This is a genomic window from Caballeronia glathei, from assembly GCF_000698595.1.
GTDB lineage: Bacteria > Pseudomonadota > Gammaproteobacteria > Burkholderiales > Burkholderiaceae > Caballeronia > Caballeronia glathei.
The window spans coordinates 1-16,964 of the sequence record NZ_JFHC01000069.1 but is presented as its reverse complement, the minus strand read 5'-3'; the positions used below and the strand labels follow the sequence as shown (position 1 = coordinate 16,964).

15 protein-coding genes and 1 pseudogene are annotated in these 16,964 nt (G+C 60.2%); 8 read left to right on the top strand and 8 right to left on the bottom strand.

Annotation, left to right across the window (positions count from 1 at the left end; all coding sequences use genetic code 11):
• Positions 1-659 precede the first annotated feature (659 nt).
• The 4 genes from pdxR to BG61_RS30740 all read left to right on the top strand — a co-directional run bounded on the left by pdxR (position 660) and on the right by BG61_RS30740 (position 3,811).
• On the top strand, positions 660-2,081 hold the full coding sequence (gene pdxR, locus BG61_RS30755) for a MocR-like pyridoxine biosynthesis transcription factor PdxR (RefSeq protein ID WP_035942532.1): 1,422 nt from the start codon (positions 660-662) through the stop codon (positions 2,079-2,081).
• Between the two features lie 121 nt (positions 2,082-2,202).
• A complete protein-coding gene (locus BG61_RS30750) occupies positions 2,203-2,661 on the top strand; it encodes a carboxymuconolactone decarboxylase family protein (RefSeq protein ID WP_035942531.1) in 459 nt (152 codons plus the stop codon).
• A gap of 29 nt (positions 2,662-2,690) precedes the next feature.
• Positions 2,691-3,002 (top strand): DMT family transporter, encoded by a 312-nt coding sequence (locus tag BG61_RS30745; protein WP_035942530.1) that lies wholly within the window; start codon positions 2,691-2,693, stop codon positions 3,000-3,002.
• A 182-nt stretch (positions 3,003-3,184) separates the two neighbouring features.
• Entirely contained in the window at positions 3,185-3,811 is a 627-nt protein-coding gene (locus BG61_RS30740) for a cysteine hydrolase family protein (RefSeq protein WP_035942529.1), read from the top strand.
• A gap of 640 nt (positions 3,812-4,451) precedes the next feature.
• Here BG61_RS30740 and BG61_RS30735 read toward each other — a convergent pair.
• Positions 4,452-5,384: a LysR family transcriptional regulator gene (locus tag BG61_RS30735; RefSeq protein WP_027777730.1), complete on the bottom strand. Its 933-nt coding sequence runs from the start codon at positions 5,382-5,384 to the stop codon at positions 4,452-4,454.
• 291 nt (positions 5,385-5,675) lie between these two features.
• Here BG61_RS30735 and BG61_RS30730 point away from each other — a divergent pair, with 291 nt between their 5' ends.
• The 3 genes from BG61_RS30730 (at position 5,676) to BG61_RS30720 (ending at position 9,020) form a co-directional block, all read left to right on the top strand.
• The gene (locus BG61_RS30730) at positions 5,676-6,989 is read left to right on the top strand and encodes a serine hydrolase domain-containing protein (protein WP_035942528.1); all 1,314 of its coding nucleotides are present in this window, start codon (positions 5,676-5,678) and stop codon (positions 6,987-6,989) included.
• 63 nt (positions 6,990-7,052) lie between these two features.
• Positions 7,053-7,919, top strand: a complete 867-nt coding sequence (locus BG61_RS30725) for an NmrA family NAD(P)-binding protein (protein WP_035942527.1) — start codon at positions 7,053-7,055, stop codon at positions 7,917-7,919.
• A gap of 81 nt (positions 7,920-8,000) precedes the next feature.
• Entirely contained in the window at positions 8,001-9,020 is a 1,020-nt protein-coding gene (locus BG61_RS30720) for an aldo/keto reductase (protein ID WP_035942526.1), read from the top strand.
• Between the two features lie 165 nt (positions 9,021-9,185).
• Here BG61_RS30720 and BG61_RS30715 read toward each other — a convergent pair.
• The 3 genes and pseudogenes from BG61_RS30715 to imuA form a co-directional block, all read right to left on the bottom strand.
• Positions 9,186-12,329 (bottom strand): annotated as a pseudogene (locus tag BG61_RS30715) (error-prone DNA polymerase).
• A 6-nt stretch (positions 12,330-12,335) separates the two neighbouring features.
• Positions 12,336-13,802: a Y-family DNA polymerase gene (locus BG61_RS30710; RefSeq protein ID WP_051672900.1), complete on the bottom strand. Its 1,467-nt coding sequence runs from the start codon at positions 13,800-13,802 to the stop codon at positions 12,336-12,338.
• Positions 13,732-14,433, bottom strand: coding sequence for a translesion DNA synthesis-associated protein ImuA (gene imuA, locus BG61_RS30705; protein WP_035942524.1), 702 nt, complete (start codon positions 14,431-14,433; stop codon positions 13,732-13,734). Before imuA ends, BG61_RS30710 begins: the two co-directional genes overlap by 71 nt.
• A gap of 294 nt (positions 14,434-14,727) precedes the next feature.
• On the opposite strand from imuA, the gene BG61_RS30700 reads away from it, so the two are divergent.
• Entirely contained in the window at positions 14,728-15,099 is a 372-nt protein-coding gene (locus BG61_RS30700) for a Fis family transcriptional regulator (protein ID WP_233469248.1), read from the top strand.
• Between the two features lie 34 nt (positions 15,100-15,133).
• Here the strand turns inward: BG61_RS30700 and BG61_RS30695 are convergent, their stop codons facing one another.
• The 4 genes from BG61_RS30695 to BG61_RS43710 form a co-directional block, all read right to left on the bottom strand.
• Positions 15,134-15,391 carry a hypothetical protein gene (locus tag BG61_RS30695; protein ID WP_051672898.1) on the bottom strand — a complete coding sequence of 86 codons (258 nt, stop codon included), beginning with the start codon at positions 15,389-15,391 and terminating at the stop codon, positions 15,134-15,136.
• A gap of 56 nt (positions 15,392-15,447) precedes the next feature.
• Complete coding sequence (locus tag BG61_RS30690; protein ID WP_035942523.1) at positions 15,448-15,909, bottom strand: hypothetical protein; 462 nt, start codon at positions 15,907-15,909, stop codon at positions 15,448-15,450.
• Between the two features lie 483 nt (positions 15,910-16,392).
• Positions 16,393-16,740: an outer membrane protein assembly factor BamE domain-containing protein gene (gene bamE, locus BG61_RS30685; protein WP_035942522.1), complete on the bottom strand. Its 348-nt coding sequence runs from the start codon at positions 16,738-16,740 to the stop codon at positions 16,393-16,395.
• Positions 16,741-16,755: 15 nt separating this feature from the next.
• Positions 16,756-16,964: hypothetical protein (locus tag BG61_RS43710; RefSeq protein WP_206540616.1), on the bottom strand; the 209-nt coding region annotated here is incomplete at its 5' end.

Sequence of the window (16,964 nt, the reverse complement as noted above, 5' to 3'; positions counted from 1 at the left end):
AGCTTTCCGTACACTTTGGCGGCAATCTGCGTATCGTTGACTGGGTCGTCCCACGCCTTCGGCGCACCGTCCTGGGCAGACATCAGTGGTTCCTACGCCTGCCGCGGTCACGACGAACATCTCGGTACATATGAGGATCGCCACGACCTCCGATTAAATCCCCATCATTCGGGAAACTCGCGCGGGTATAGCGTTAAGGGTTACTCGGACGGAAAATTGGGGCTCTTTTGAAAACGGAGTGGGTAACGGCAAGTCTGCGGACGACCAGTTCGGCCTTGGGATTTCTTTGAAAAAGCATCTCGACGATTTTCCTCGAAAGCCTTTGACTCTCTGAGGACTCTCCCCGGGCACTGAATGTGAGATGCAGGATGTTCATCTATGTGGTTCCCAAAGTTCCGGATCAAGGCAGCGGTGCTGTGTTCTTCTGATGCGCCTGGATCGCTTGATGAAGGTGTCGCGTGGGAATACTCTAACGAGGGGATGGTTCAACTAATAAAACCAAGAATTGCGTTTTCGTATAGACCATGATGACGACATCGAAATGAATAGCGGACAATGCCGAAGCGGCAGACCAAACTGTCATTGCTGCGAGCAGCATGAAACGCCTGTTTCGCATGCCATGGTTCAATCCTTTTTCAGACGCGCAGACGCGACCGCTCATGGTCAAATTGAAAACATCGATTGTTTCACCGCTCGATCCAACCGCGGAGACTCCGCTTTACCGCCAGATCTATGAGCGTCTCGTGGCGGTCATCGCCGATGGGACACTAAAGCCCGGCGACCGAATACCCTCCGCGCGTGCCCTGATGACTGAACTTGGTCTGGCCCGGGGCACGGTAAATTCCGCGTATGAGCTATTGGCTGCCGAAGGGTACGTCGTCTCGCGAGGTCAGGCGGGAACCATCGTGACGCCCGGCCTCCGGGCGCGGATTCCAACACGCGAAGTGCAGCCGAAGTTGAAGGCCGCGCCAGACGCGCCCAGCTTCCGTCCCGATTCCATCTTGCCGTTTCAGATGGGCTTGCCCGCACTTGACATGTTTCCCCGAAAGATTTGGGCCCGGCTGGGCGCGAACCGTATTCGTGCGACGCAAGCGTTCGACATGGTTCACCCGCCAGTGTGTGGCCTGGAGGAACTGCGCGCGGCTATCGCGACATACGTTCACGTCTCGCGCGGCATCAAGTGCGCCCCAACGCAGGTGTTCGTAACATCAGGCTATCGTCACTCGATCGAACTCATCTCTCACGCGCTTTTCAACGCGGGCGATCAGGTGTGGTATGAAAATCCGGGATACCCGCCGACCCGGCAGTTGATGGGTATGCTGAATCTGGACGGAGTTCCCATTCCGGTGGACGAAGAAGGGATCGATGTTGCCTGCGGCATGGAACTCGCACCGCGCGCGCGGGCGGTGATCGTGACTCCCGCCCATCAAAGCCCCTTATGCGTAACACTTTCGTTGCCCCGCCGGCTAGCCCTGCTGGAATGGGCTGCACAAAACAAGGGATGGATTATCGAAGATGACTACGATGGCGAGTATCGCTATATCAGCCGGCCCTTGCCAGCGCTGAAAAGTCTGGATGGAAACGGAAGAGTTCTTTATGCAGGCACTTTCAGCAAGGTGCTGATGCCGAGCCTTCGACTCGCGTATCTTGTCGTCCCCGGAACGCTCGTCCAACGCTTCGAGCAGGTCTTTCACACGCTTGGCACAGGCACGTCCCACCTCGTTCAGGCGATGGTGGCATCCTTCATGAGAGAGGGGCACTTTGCGCGGCATATTCAGCGAATGCGCAGGCTATATGCCGAACGACGCGATGCAACGGTCGCGGGTCTGGAAAGTGCACTGGGCAACTACGTGGACATTGATGCGCAACCAGGCGGCATGCATTTGATCTTGCGCTTACGCGGCCGCCGGTCGGACCGACGGCTCGTTGCGAGTGTGGGTGAAAACGGCATGTACGCCGAAGCACTTTCGGATTGGGGCGAGGGACGGCAAGTCGGATCGGCGCTGCTCGTCGGGTTCACGAACGTTGACAGTCAGGCAACCGCAGCGCAACTCGGCAAGCGAATCCTGGCGCTGATGTGACCGGTTCGACTCGTGCGCCAAGAATCATGGCATAGCGCGGATGCAAGTTCATGGTCCTTTTGAACTGGACCAAGGTGAGACAAGATGAAGCCTCTTAAACGGTCAATCAGAGAGGTTCTTCATGACACAACGCATCAACTACAGCAAGGCGTCGCCGGACGCGTATCGGGCGTTCGGTGAAGTACATTCGATACTTCAGAAATGCGGCCTTGCGAAGGAACTGATCAACCTCGTGTACCTGCGCGTCTCGCAGATCAATGGCTGTGCTTTCTGTATCGATATGCACACGCGAGACGTGAAGAGGCTCGGGGTATCGGAGGAAAAGCTCACCCTTCTGCAGGTCTGGCGCGACGCCGGCACGCTGTTCAGCGCGCGCGAGAAAGCAGCGATCGCCTGGGCGGAAACGGTCACGCGGGTGGCTGAAACACACGCTCCCGATGAAGATTACCAGGCGGTGGCGGCCGAATTCGATGACAAGGAACTCGCTGACCTCACCTATGCGATCAGCTTGATGAACGCTTTCAATCGTCTGGGGATCGCCTTCCGCACCGCTCCGGCTGCGGCATGCGCGAAAGCCTGACATCGCTCATATCGTACGGAGTTTCACTGATGGCATGGCTACTACTTGGCCTGGCGGGCGTGCTTGAGATCGCTTTCGCCTTTGCGATGAAGGCTTCAGACGGCTTCACGCGACTGACGCCTGGGCTGCTTACGGTCGCGACGGGGCTGTCGAGCGTCGTTCTGCTCTCCGTGGCACTTCGTACGGTGCCGGTCGGGACCGGTTACGCCGTGTGGACCGGAATCGGGGCGGCGGGTACGGCAATCCTTGGCATCGCTTTGCTCGGAGATTCGGCCGCACCGTTGCGGGTGTTTTTCATTCTGCTGATTCTCGGTGGCGTGATCGGACTCAAGTTTGCATGAGCGCGCTCGATACGCCTGTGACCGCCGACCTGACGAAAGTCGGATCAATTTCTTGGACACAGGATTTCTCAAGACTCTTGTAAAAAGCAGCGGCCATAAGGATCGCGCACTAAATCTATTTTCAGCAAGTGCCGGAGTCGCCTCTGGCCGGTTCGGCTCGCAGTTCAACAGCGGAGATTTCGATGACCAGCTATGACCCCAAGATCACAGCAGTTCTTTGCGTGGATCTGTACAACGACTTTCTGAGTGATGGAGGCAAGCTATTTCCGTGGATCAAGGACATCGCCGAAGAGAACAACATGGTCGACAACCTTCAGACGATCGTACGAACGGCGCGTAACTCTGGCGTCACGATTTTTCACGTGCCGCACCATCGTTGGGAGTCGGGTGACTACGTGAACTGGAAATATCCGTCGCCTTACCAGCTTGGTGCCGCTGAGCGCCAAGCCTTTGCAAAGGGAACATGGGGCGGTACGTTTCACAACGAATTTCAAGTGCAGCCAGGGGACATTGTTGCGACTGAGCACTGGGCATCCAGCGGCTTTCCAAATACCGATTTGGATCAACTGCTTAAGAGGAACTACAAGGAAAAGATCATCCTGATTGGACTGCTTGCGAACAGCTGCCTTGAAGCGACGGGCCGCATCGGGATGGAACTTGGCTATCACGTAACTCTCGTTCGGGATGCGACCTCTGCGCGTTCACATGAAGCACTTCGCGCTGCCATGGATATTAATGGCCCCACTTACGCCCATGAAGTATTGACAACCAGGGAATTGATCGCTGCCATCACAAGCAATGCGACATGAGAGACTCGCTGTGAGTGGCGGCGCCGGTAATGTCCAGGATCGGCATGCGCGGACCATCACCGGATTCCGCAGTGCGGATGGCCTGCGCGGGCTTTGTTACGTTCACGGAAGCTTTCGTTTGCCCGAACGCACGCAGATCTTTCGGTCCTCCTGCCTTTGAGCAATCGCCTCAACCAGGTGACGCGTTGCCCCACAACCGCCAACATGACGAAGCCCTGTGGGGCGGTGCGTTAGTTCAACGCCGTGACATGCAGTCGCGATGCTCAGTTGCAAAAGACCAAGTCCTTCCGCTTGATATCTTCGGTGCCACGCAACACTCAAACCGCATGGGACGCGGTGCAGCACTCAGTAAGGATATGGAATTTACTTTCCCTTGCGCCCGAGCAAGTACCGAGGTGAAATGGCGCAATGGCGGCGAACGGCAGTTGTACGACTAAATGCTGTCGTTGCAGCCTCCACCCTTGAACGGCAGTTCCGGGTCGCGTGCTGCCGATCGTCGCCGTGCAAGATCGAGCAGAGCATGCAATTTGCGTGAGACAGTTCCCGGCCAGAACTGGACGTTCGTAACCTGATCATGGCAGACCGCAACCCATACGTAACCGGCCATTCGATATTGCCTCGCCAGTTCGCCGAAACAGCACTAGCGAGCGCCGGCGCGCTCGTGATTGCCTGTCAGTTCCACCACGAAGTCAAGAAAAGCACGGGTCTTTGCCGGCACGTGGTGCCGAGATGCGTAGTAGACGTATAACGGATACCGTTCGTCTACCCATTCGGGAAAGAGATTGATCAACCGGCCGTCGGCAATCAGGGGCTCGGCACCGAGCAGCAACATCTGCGCAATTCCCGAACCGGCGAGACATGCGTTGAGCAGGGCACCCGGATCATTGACCGTGAGTCGTCCCTGAGTGTCGACCACAATGCGTCTTCGCTTGCGATGAAATTCCCACTGAAACGGCTTGCCTGTCTCCGGGTTGCGAAACTCAAGGCATCTGTGGCCTCGACCTTCTAAGTCCTCGGGTCTTGACGGCCGTCCCCAACGGGCAACATACGAAGGCGCTGCGACAGTCACGATGCGGGTGTCGAGCAGCTTTCTCGCGATCAGGGTAGACGCTTTGGGTTCGCCGAATCGCACGGCGAGGTCGAAGCCGTCCATGACGAGGTCGCCAAGACTGTCTCGCGCGATGAATTCGATTTCGAGTTCGGGGTGTGCGTCCATGAACGCATCGAGCTGTTGCCCGAGAATGGTCCGGTAGACGACAGGATCCAGATTGATTCTCAGCTTTCCACGCACAGCGGACGCGCCACCTGCCGCAGCGGCCGCGGCTTCCTCCAACCCGGCGAGATGGGGCATGACCTGCTCGTAAAAGCGACGGCCCTCTTCAGTCAGGGAGACGGAGCGCGTTGTCCGGCTGAAGAGCCGGATGTTCAATCTTTTTTCCAGCCGCGCAATCGCCCGACTGACGCCGGGCGGCGTCATTCCTATCACCTCCGAAGCGGCCACAAACGTTCCCGCATCCACTACGGCGGCGAACACGCTAATGCTGCCGGAAAGCTTCTCGCTACTGGATCTCATGGTTGCTCGAGTTAATACGTGTGGCAGAGCGCGATCGACCGCGTGAAAGCGAACGCTGCGCCGCGCAGCAGTGGATCTGTCCGTTGATCATGCCAAATCGGTGACGCTTTGTCACTTATATGATGACATCCGTGTCATTTTGTTTCGTTTGGTGCTTGGCCAGAATACGTCTCACCGAGACATCCGCTGGACGCCTCAACGGGAACCGCTCGCGGCGCGCGTTTTTCGCCCATCACTGAAGCACTGTAATGCCGCGATTCATTCATTCATTCATTCGGGAAGAAACGGAAAATGGCAGTTCAAACAGATCGTCGTCGTCTTCTGAAGGGTGCATCGAGCCTGCTGGCTCTTGCGACACTTGGTGGCGTCGCAAGCCGCGACGCGCGGGCAGTGTCGCAGCGCGCGAGTGGCGACGCCGCGCTGGCGCATCACCCGGCCTACAGTTCGATCGATCAATGCCTGCAAAGGGCGGTGGACGACGGCACGGTTGCCGCTGTTGTCGCCATGGGCGCAACCGACCGCGGACTGGTTTACGAGGGAGCATGTGGCCGGGCGAACGCCCGCACTGGCGAGGCCATTAGTCCCGACACAGTCTTCTGGCTCCTGTCGATGACAAAGGCGATTACCGCAACCGCGTGCATGCAGCTCATCGAGCAGGGCAGACTGCGGCTGGATCAACCTGCGAGCGAAATCCTGCCGCAATTGAAGTCGCCTCAAATCCTCGACGGATTCGACGTCTCCGGGCACCCCAAGCTGCGTCCTGCGCGCAATGCGATCACGGTGCGCCATCTACTCACGCATACCTCCGGATTTACGTACAGCATCTGGAGCGACAAGCTCAGCCGGTACGAGACGGTAACGGGCATGCCGGACATCGGCTATTCGATGAACGGTGCATTCGCGGCGCCGCTCGAGTTCGAGCCGGGCGAGCGCTGGGAGTACGGCATCAGCATGGACTGGGTCGGCAAACTGGTCGAGGCCGTGACCGATCAGTCGCTGGAAGTCTACTTCCGCGAGCACATCTTCGATCCGCTGGGCATGCGCAACACGGGCTTTCTCATCGGTAGCAAGCAGAAGCAGCGCGTCGCGACCATGCACAGGCGTCAGGCGGACGGCTCACTCGCGCCTGAGCCGTTCGAAACCAACCAGCGCCCCGAATTTTTCATGGGCGGAGGCGGACTGTTCAGCACGCCGCGCGACTACATGGGGTTCCTGCAGATGCTGTTGAACGGCGGCACGTATCGCGGCGAACGCGTGCTACGCGCCGACACCGTCGCGACGATGTTCCGCAATCACATTGGCGATCTGCAGGTCGCGGAAATGAGGACGGCGCAGCCGTCGTGGTCGAACAGCTTCGATCAGTTTCCGGGCACCGCGCACAAGTGGGGGCTGTCGTTCGACATCAATACAGAGCAAGGACCCCACGGACGAAGCGCTGGCAGCGTGAGCTGGGCCGGGTTGTTGAACACCTACTTCTGGGTGGATCCGGTCAAGCGGGTCGCCGGATCGCTCTTTACGCAGATGCTGCCCTTCTACGATGCGCGCGTCGTGAACCTATACGGACAGTTCGAGCAGGCGTTTTACGAGGCTTTGCGTCGCGCCTGAGCGATTGACCGTCGGCAAATCGACGCTGCGTCACCCGATATATCCACACATGGAGAACGAGCAATGTATGCAATCACAGGAATCACCGGCAAGGTGGGCGGCGCACTGGCCCGCGAACTGCTGGCTACTGGTCAGCCGGTGCGCGCAGTCGTGCGCGATGCGACGCGGGCAGAGGCGTGGGCAGAGCGAGGTTGCGAGATCGCGACGGCTTTCATGGAAGACCCTTCGTCGCTCGCCGCCGCGTTCGAAGGCGCGACGGGCGTTTTCATCCTGCCGCCTTCGGAGTTCGATCCGGAGCCCGGGTTTCCTGAAGCGCGCACAGTGATTGAGGCTGTGTCCGCAGCACTCCTGAAGGCGCGGCCCGACAAGGTCGTTTGCCTCTCGACGATCGGCGCACAGGCCGATGGGGTCAACCTGCTCACTCAACGCACGCTGATGGAGCAGGCGCTGCGCGAGATGCCGATGCCCGTGACGTTCCTGCGCCCTGGCTGGTTCATGGAGAACGCCGCGTGGGATGTTGCGTCTGCAAGCGACGATGGCGTCATTGCCAGTTACCTGCAACCGCTCGACAAGCCTGTGCCGATGGTCGCCACCGCGGACGTAGGCCGCGTTGCTGCCGAACTGCTTCAGCAGACGTGGCGCGGTGTGCGCGTCGTCGAGCTTGAGGGTCCACGCTGGGCGAGTCCTAACGATCTCGCAGCGGCTTTCGCCGGCGTGTTGCGTCGTCAGGTACGTGCGGAAGTTGTCGAAAGGCAGACGTGGGAAGCGCTGTTCCGCAAGCAGGGCATGAAGCATCCTCTACCTCGCATGCGCATGCTGGACGGCTTCAACGAAGACTGGATCGATTTCGAAAGCAGTTCTGACGAAATCTTGCGCGGCCATGTCGAACTGGAGACCGTTCTGGGCGAGCTTGTGTCGCGTCGAACCTGACCAGAGCCGATGGCGCGACGAGCGGACTCCAGGTCTTACTCTACCGATGCATCAGGTTTTCGTTCAAACAAGGAATACACGATGGAATACAGCACGCTTGGCAGAACTGGTCTACGCGTCTCACGACTGAGCTTGGGCGCAATGACTTTCGGTGCTGGCTCGGGCATCTGGGGCAATATTGCCGGCTTGAACAGCGATCAGGCCGCCCGGCTCGTCGCGATGGCCGTGGAAGGTGGCGTCAACCTGATCGACACGGCGGACGCCTATTCGCAAGGTCGCTCAGAAGAGGTCGTGGGCCATGTGCTGAAAGCGCTGGGGCTGGACGAAGATCGAATGCTCGTCGCGACCAAGGTTCGGCTACGCACCGGCCCTCGCCAGAACGAAGTGGGATTGGGCCGCTCACACATCATGCGCTCGGTCGAGACAAGCCTGAAGAGACTCGGTCGCGATCACATCGACCTGTTCCAGTTGCATGACCGTGATGCGCTTGTTCCGCTCGACGAGACGCTTCGTGTGCTGGACGACCTCGTCACCCAAGGCAAGGTCCGCCATATTGGCGTGTGCAATTTCAGTGCAGGCGATCTCGAGCGGGCCGTCGGCATAACGTTGCGTACCGATCGGGCTCATGTCGTGAGCAATCAGGTGCACTATTCGCTGACGAGCCGCGATATCGAGCACGAACTCATGCCGGTTGCAGCGAAAAACAGAATGGGCCTCTTGGTTTGGAGTCCGCTCGCAGGTGGCTACCTGAGCGGCAAGTACTCGCAGAATGGCGAAGCTGTCGGGCGGCGTGCCAAACTCGACTTTCCGCCGGTCGATACAGTCAGGGCGGAGCCGATCCTCGCAGTATTGCGTGAAGTCGCCGACGAACTAGGGGCCACGCCGGCTCAAGTCTCATTAGGCTGGTTGCTCGCGCGCGAGCAGATCACTTCTGTCATCGTCGGAGCCCGCACGTGCGAGCAACTCGCAGCTAATCTCGATGCACAGAATCTCGTATTAACCTCCGAACAGTGCGCGCGGCTCGATAAAGTATCTGAACCAACAGTGCCGTTCCCCTACTGGATGCAACGCTTCCATGACCGGGATCGCGTCTGCGGATGAGGGGCGGGCGTCCGGAGTCTTGTCCGCGCGAGGCGGTTGAATGGGGAAAGTCTGTGGCCATGTGCGGCAGCTCATCCTCGAATAGCCGCCGTTCGAAGTCTGCTACTGGAGGACCGGATTGGGTCGACAAGCGACGTGGGCGCTCTCGGCGCGCACCCGGTGGGATCAGTGAAAATTCCGGCTATTCGTCGCTAGATTCCCCAGCAGAGCGGTCATGTCGACGAGGCGGTTGGCGACCAGATGCTTCACCTCTCCCTCGCGCTGCCAAACGCCATATACACCGAGCAGCGATGCACCGAGCGCCTCCTTCCTGAACTTCTCAACGAGTGATGGCCAGACGATCACGTTGATCTGGCCGGTTTCGTCTTCGAGCGTGATGAAAAGCACGCCATTCGCGGTGCCCGGACGCTGACGCACGGTGACGATGCCGCACGCCTTGGCGAGCCGTCCGTTCGGGTACGCGGCCAGCGTCGATGCGGCGAAGATCTTCTTTTCGTTGAGCCGCTCACGCAGCAACGCGAGTGGATGGCGGTTGAGTGTGAGGCCGGTCGATCGGTAGTCGCTAACGATTTCCTCGCCTTCGCTGGGCGCGGCCAGCACGGGCAATTCTTCCTCGCGCGCCGTCGCCCGCAGTAAGTCCTTGTCCGGCACGGCTGCCACCGCCTGCCACAGTGCTTCACGCCGGTTGCCTGAGAGCGCTGCCAGCGCATTTGCATCGGCCAGCACCTGCAGGTCGTGCCGGTCGAGGCGCGCGCGATTCGCGAGGTCGTTCACACTGTCGAACGACCGCACGGCACGCGCCGCTTCGATGCGCGCTGCGGACTCTTCTCGCATGCCTCGTACAAGCGCGAGGCCGAGCCGCACCGGCGCCATCGATCCGTCTCCTTCGAGTGCCGAGTCCCAGTTGCTGATCGTGACGTCGATGGGCAACACGCGGACCTTGTGGCGCTTTGCGTCCTGCACGAGTTGCGACGGGGAATAAAACCCCATCGGCTGGCTATTGAGCATCGCGCACAGGAACGCGGCGGGTTCATGGCACTTCAGCCAACTGCTCGCGTAGACGAGGAGGGCAAAGCTCGCTGCATGGCTCTCCGGGAAGCCGTATTCACCGAAGCCCTGAATTTACGCGAAGATGGACTCAGCAAACTCGCGCTCGTAGCCCCGCTCGAGCATGCCGTTGACGATGCGATCGTAATAATGCTGCAGGCCACCTTTGCGCTTCCAGGCGGCCATCGAACGCCGGAGCTGGTCGGCCTCGCCGGCCGAGAAGCCGGCCGCGAGCATGGCGACTTGCATCACCTGCTCCTGAAAGATCGGTACGCCAAGCGTGCGCGCGAGCGCGGTTTCCATGTCCGGACTCGGAAACGACACGGGCTCGAGCCTCTGCCGCCGGCGCAAGTAGGGGTGGACCATGCCGCCCTGAACCGGCCCGGGTCGCACGATCGCCACCTCGATGACCAGGTCGTAGAACTCGCGCGGCTGCAGGCGCGGCAGCATGCTCATCTGAGCGCGCGATTCGATCTGGAAGACGCCGACCGTATCGGCCCGACAGATCATCTCATATGTGTTTGGATCTTCAGCCGGAATGTCCTGAATCTCGAAGGGCTCCCCGCGCTGCTGCGAGACAAGATCGAGTGTCCGTCGGATCGCGGACAGCATGCCCAGCGCGAGCACGTCGATCTTCAGCAGGCCGAGCGCTTCGAGGTCGTCCTTGTCCCACTGGATGACGCTACGATCCACCATCGCCGCGTTCTCGATGGGCACGAGGCGCGAGAGCTTGCCACGCGCGATCACGAATCCACCTGTGTGCTGCGAAAGGTGTCGCGGAAAGCCAAGCAGCTGAGCGGCAAGCTGGGCCCACTGCTGAATCATTGGCGCCGAGGTGTCGAGCCCGGATTCAACGAAGCGATTGAGCAGATCGGCACTCGAGTCGAACCAGTGATGCGCCTTTGCGACCTTGTCGACGATAACCGGATCGACGCCGAGCGCCTTGCCGGAGTCGCGCAGTGCGCTTTTCGGGCGATATGTGGTGACGGCGGCCGCGAGCGCCGCACGCGTGCGCGTGTACTTGCGATAGATGTACTGGATGACTTCTTCGCGCCGCTGGTGCTCGAAGTCGACGTCGATATCGGGCGGCTCGCCCCGTTCCTTGCTGATGAAGCGTTCGAACAGCATCGAGCTGCGTGCCGGATCGACCTCGGTGACGCCCAGGCAGTAGCAAACGGCCGAGTTGGCGGCGGACCCACGACCCTGGCACAGTATTCCCTCGTTGCGCGCGAAGCGCACCAAGTCGTAGACCGTCAGAAAGTACGGCTCGTATTTCAGGTCCGCGATCAGAGCGAGTTCGTGTTCGATCTGGATCTGGACGTTGTGCGGGATGCCTTCCGGAAAGCGGCGGTGCGCGCCGATATAGGTTTCCTGCCGCAGATAGGCGGTCGGCGTGACGCCTTCAGACACGAGTTCGTCCGGATACTCGTATCGCAGTTCGTCCAACGAGAATGTGCAATGGCTGGCGACATTGAGCGTTTCGATCAGCGCGCGCTCGGGATACAGATTGGCGAGACGAAGGCGAGGGCGCAGGTGCTGCTCGGCGTTTTGCGCCAAGTCGAACCCACATTCCGCGATTGAGCGGTTCAGGCGTACCGCGGTCAGCGTGTCCTGAAGCGGTTTGCGTGATCGAACGTGCATCGTGACGGCGCCGGTGGCCACCACCGGCACGCCGTGTTTGTCGGCCACATACTCAACGATGCCTCGGTGAATGTCGTCCATCGCGCGCGCATGAAGCGTGAGCGCGACCCAACAGCGATCGTCGAATGTATCCGCCAGCCACTCGACCTGCGAGTCGAGTCGCTCTTCCTTCGCTGGATACTCCGGCGACAGGATGATGAGGCAGCCGGGCAGTCCGCGCAGGTGCGCGTACGGCGCCTCTGGACGCGCCAGATCGTGGGGCGTGAGCAGGTAGGTGCCTTTCGCCGTGCGCGTGCGAGCAAGCGTAATTAGCTCAGACAGGTTGCCATAGCCGTCGCGGGTCTGCGCGAGCGCAGTGAAGGCGAGGGCGGGTGTTCCGTCGGCGTTCGTCAGCTGAAAATGTGCGCCAATGAGCAGGTGAACACCGGTCTTCTTTGCCGCGACGTGTGCGCGGACCACGCCGGCGAGCGAACATTCGTCGGTGACGGCGATTGCGAAGTAGCCCAGCCGCTCAGCACGCTCGATGAGCTCTTCCGCGTGCGAGGCGCCGCGCAGGAACGTGAAGTTGGAGTAGCACTGCAGCTCGGCGTACCCGGGCAGCGTGGCAGAGAACAGGTCCATCGCACGTTACCCGAAGAGGCCATGCAGGAACCAGCGCGGATCTTCCTCGTCGCGGCTGCCCACGCGCTCGCGATAGATCCAGTAGCAAGTATGGTCGTCGGCTTCGGCGACGAAATAGTCTCGCGTTACCAGTTCGCCGTCCCACCAGCCGGCTTCGACACGTTCGCCGGGCGAAACCGTCCGCAGCGGGCTGCCGTAGAACGGCCGGTGCTGGCGAGTCATTAACTGAACCGGCGTTTCCAGCAGCCATGACGGCCGCGGCTGATCGCCCGGCAATGCGCAACCCTTGACGTCGCTCGTCACGGGCACCCAGTTCGCGATGACTTCCGGCCGATGGTCGGCAACGGGCGCTGCGCGTAGCACGTTCTCGGGCCCGAGCCGCGCGATCAGCAGTTCCATCAGCCGGTTGTGATCTTCGGCGTTTCCTCCCGGTTCGGGGAATAGCGTGTCTGACGGGGGTTCAGCGCCTTCCACGTCGTTGACAGCCAGTCGCACGGCGATGACCGCAGCGACGAGCTCTATCCGCCCAAGTCGCTCTTTCAATAGGCGTGTGAGATGTTCTTCGTGCCAAGTCGGTTCAGCGAGTGCGATTTCGACGGCGGTGGGCGCAAGCGCAGCGCGGCCGCGTTCGTGCTCCAGTTCTACAGTAAATCGTGTCACCGCGAGTTGCTTGCTCGCGAGCCACCCAGTGAGCTGAACCAGCAGGCGACGAGCGGCGAACAGTACCGCTTCGGCGTGCTCGACGCGATCCGGCAGTTCGAGCCGTGCATTGAATGACGGCGGCGTTTGCACCCATTCGAACAATTCAGGAGCCTCACCAACGGCACGGTCCAAGGTATCGAGCAGTGCCGTACCGCAGCGCTTTTTCAGGCCCGCGCGCGGCAGGCGACGCAGGTCGGCCACGCTCGAGCAGCCGAGACCGTTGAACCAGTCGGCAAAGCGCCGCGTCTCGGGCACGAGCAGCGCCGGCAGGACACTCAATTGGCGCTCGAACGATCGAATCGAGAGGCGCTGGCCGCCTCGGTAGCGGGACATGAGCCACGCGCCTTGACCGGTTGGTGCGACGCTCGTGCGCACTGTGAAGCCAAACGCCGCGAGCGACTTGCGAATCGCGCGATGGATCGCGCGGATGCCGCCAAAGAGCCGCAAGCTGGCGGATACGTCGACGAGCACCGTTTGTTCTTCGGCGATCGCGACCTGGGGGCTGAACTGCATCAGGGCCGTCGCGACGTCGGAGATAGCCTGCTGCTCCCGAAGCTCATCTCGGTCATGAAGTTTGGCGTCTGGCGCGAGCGTGAGTACGCCGCCGCGGCGCATGCCTGCGCGAACGCCCGCGTCGCGCGCGTCGTTGTCCAGTGCGATGACGCGTTCGTGATCGAGCACGACAAGTCCTTCCTTCGAACTAGGAGACCAGTTCGGCCGGAAGATTTCGCGGCTGAGGTAGGGCAGAAACACGCCGATCCAGAGTTGCATGACGATTTAACAGGATGGGCGAATGGGACAACCTGACGATTAACGGCTCATCTCGATTGGGACCGCGGCGCTTCACAAAGTCGAGCGCCACACTGTCACGACCGGGACGCACGGCGATGCGCAGGGGAGCGGGCGACGTGTCGCTGGCACTGGCGAGCGGCCTGAACATGAAAAACAGTGTCTCGGACGTCTGCGCGGCAAGGTGCAGCCGTCGCAGCGACTCGGGGCGAACGTGGGTCTGCCAAAAGAGCAGAGCGCCGAAGCTTCCGGCTCGCAAGATTTGCTCCGCGGACCACAATGCATCGGCGGTCTTCGTCGCACGGATCACATTGAGCGACGTCTCCGGCAAGCCCCAGTATGCGGCGGCCTCCGGATGGAACCGATGGGGCGCCTGTAATAGGGCGATCGGCCGACGAGCAACGGCACGCAGGGCCGGCAACAGCAAGCGCAACTCTCCAATGCCGGGTTGCTGGACGAGCAAATCGGTGAGAGAGCCTTTCGGCCATCCGCCGCCGGGTAACTCGTGCATCAGGTCCTCGAATCCGCACGACACAACGTTGACCCGCGCCGAAGCGAGTTGCGTGCCACGCCATAGCGATGGGTGGATGCTTTCAGGAGCCGGGAGACCCATGGTGTCGCCTGTTGTACTGTATATATGTACAGTATTCTAGCCGATTTTTCGACCGACGCCGGGCTCTGCTTGGCAGGCGGCGACAAACGACGTAATGCCGCGGCCATCCACCGTTGCGCCATCTAAATGAACGTCTGTTCGTTTCTCGGGTGCTTGCTAAAATTGCGTTTTTCCACGTTGGCGATCTCGCCGATGCCTGTCTCCAAGAAACGAAAACCTTCTGCTCAGAGGCCGCCCCGAGGTCGCGGGACGAAGCGCCTCCTGTTGCCGATGCCGCGGCGAGATGCCGATGCGATGAGTCTGCAATTTCGTATTGCGCTCGAAAACGTTCGGCAGCGGCGGTCCGGACGCCGAGAAGCGACGTGCCTAGCACAGGTGGTTTTGCTCACCAGCTTCTTGACGGAGAAGGGCCACGGGGAGATCGATCTGTCCAACATCCGCGCGGTTGAGAACGACGTGCTCGCGATCCTTGATCACGGAGAAGCCACTGGTGAGTGGGAATTCCCGCAGGCGATGCTCGATCCCCTCACAGCGATCGTCAACGAGCACGATCGGCAGTTGCGCGAAGTACGCTTGGCCGCCATCGCGGCAGCGACCGAGCGCCTCGATCGGCTGCTAGCCTCGCTTCCGCAGAAGCTCGCCGCTAGTAGAGGCAGCGCGGCATAAGAGCCCGGCGACCGACCCTCGGTAGGACCGACTATTAGATCTCTCGACACTCGTCGGGCGAGCGTTCGTCGCGCGGCCAGTCCCACGCCTGAAGAGCCCAATTTGGAACCTCGTCGCAACGCTCAAAGCTGTATTGCTCCGGGTCGTCGAAGATGTCGCCGAATGTTTCGTCGAGAATCTGCTGCATGCAGGCGACGTGCTCGAGGCACATAGGCGTCCAGCGGTGATAGCTGCGGTCCTGCCCCGCGTCGACGGTTTTCGTCTCGAGGTCGAGGACGATCCGGTGGCTCATGTACGGCTCGTTCGACCACAGAGATTCCCACCGGCCCACAGAATAACGGCGCGTCGTCATCGAAGCGCCTGTTCGAGCGCAGCACTTGCAGCGCGTGCGCCGTCACGATCCACAAAGAGGGCGACGGAACCGCCCGTCACGTCGCGCAAATTGATATGGATGGCGCTGCTCTTTCCGAAGCCAGACATCCTTACTGGATTCCCCTGCCGGTGGTAGTCGACCGCATCGAAGTCGAGCGGGTATTCGATGAACCTACTTCCGGATTGAGCAACAAGTTGAATGTGATCGAGGCGGATGCCATCCAACTCCTGACTCACGATCCGGTTGAGCAATACGTCTAGCGACTGATTCTGTTCACTGTCGTCTGGGGACCATGTGACGTCTTGGATCAAATGCACTATCGCTCGAACCGATTCCGGTATCGACTCGCCGAGAAGAATGACTCGGTAGCGCGCAGCCCTCGGTTCACCGTTAGGTGCCGGATAGATGATGTCCTTAAACGAGCCTCTGTAGACCATGCGTAACCCTCAAGGAGTTGTGCGCAAGACCCGATGTCCGGCGCACTACTCAGCCTACGGGGGCCGCGGCAAAGTCAAGGCGCTGTGGAATCAGTCGTCGCCACCTCGGCAAAAAGTTGCCAAGTTTTGGCAAGAAGTTGCACAACCGTCTGCCTAAGGATAGATAGCGGATTGGCATCGGCAGGCGCCCGGCTGTACTGTCGCGTGGATGGAAGCGACGGCAGAGCTGACAACGACCGATCGCCGTTCGATGATGTTGCAAATTCATCGTCGGACTGGGTTCGGCCAGTTTCGGACGCTCGACGTTGATTCCGAGATTGCTGACAATCGGTAAGCGCAAGAGCCCCGCGCGTTGGCTAACGCCGTCAGTTGGAAGAAATTGGCGGCGGCGTGCGGCGACGCCGAGCACGCCGGGACAACAAAAAAACCTGCAACCGACCATTCGCGGCTGCAGGCTCTATGCTTCCCCTCGATTTCCCGAGGTCACATGTTGTGCTGGCCCCGGCCCATGGCGGTTACCACACCCTTTTTATTGAAGCGCACGGTCAGGTTATGCTCCTCTTCCGACTTGCCCATCATATTGGCGATGGGGATGAACGCCACGGCATTCGTTTTGACGGTTTGATACGTCCAGACTTGTTCGCCGCCTTGCTGCAACTCCACGTCACCCGGCTTGCCGAAGGCGCGTTCGACATCCTGCATCGTCGACTTTCCGATCTGAATGGACGAAACCTTTTGTTCATCCGTTATTGACGCGTTGCCGGTGACACATCCACCCAACGTCAAGCTGGCTGCAGCGGCGACGAGCACGCTTGCGATGATTTTTTTCATGAAGTTGTGGCCTTATTACAAAATTGTTCCAGTGATTCGACGGGAAGTCAGGATGCGGCTCTTTTTCTCGCCATTCATAGATATCGGCAGCAGGTATCGAAACTTTAGGACATCGCTATCTCCTCCCGGCGAGGCGTCGTCGAATCGTTGGGAAGGCGCTGTGTACTTTGATTCGGGAATAGCCCAGAACGGTATAGCGTAAGCGCCCGGTGATGGCATCTTGA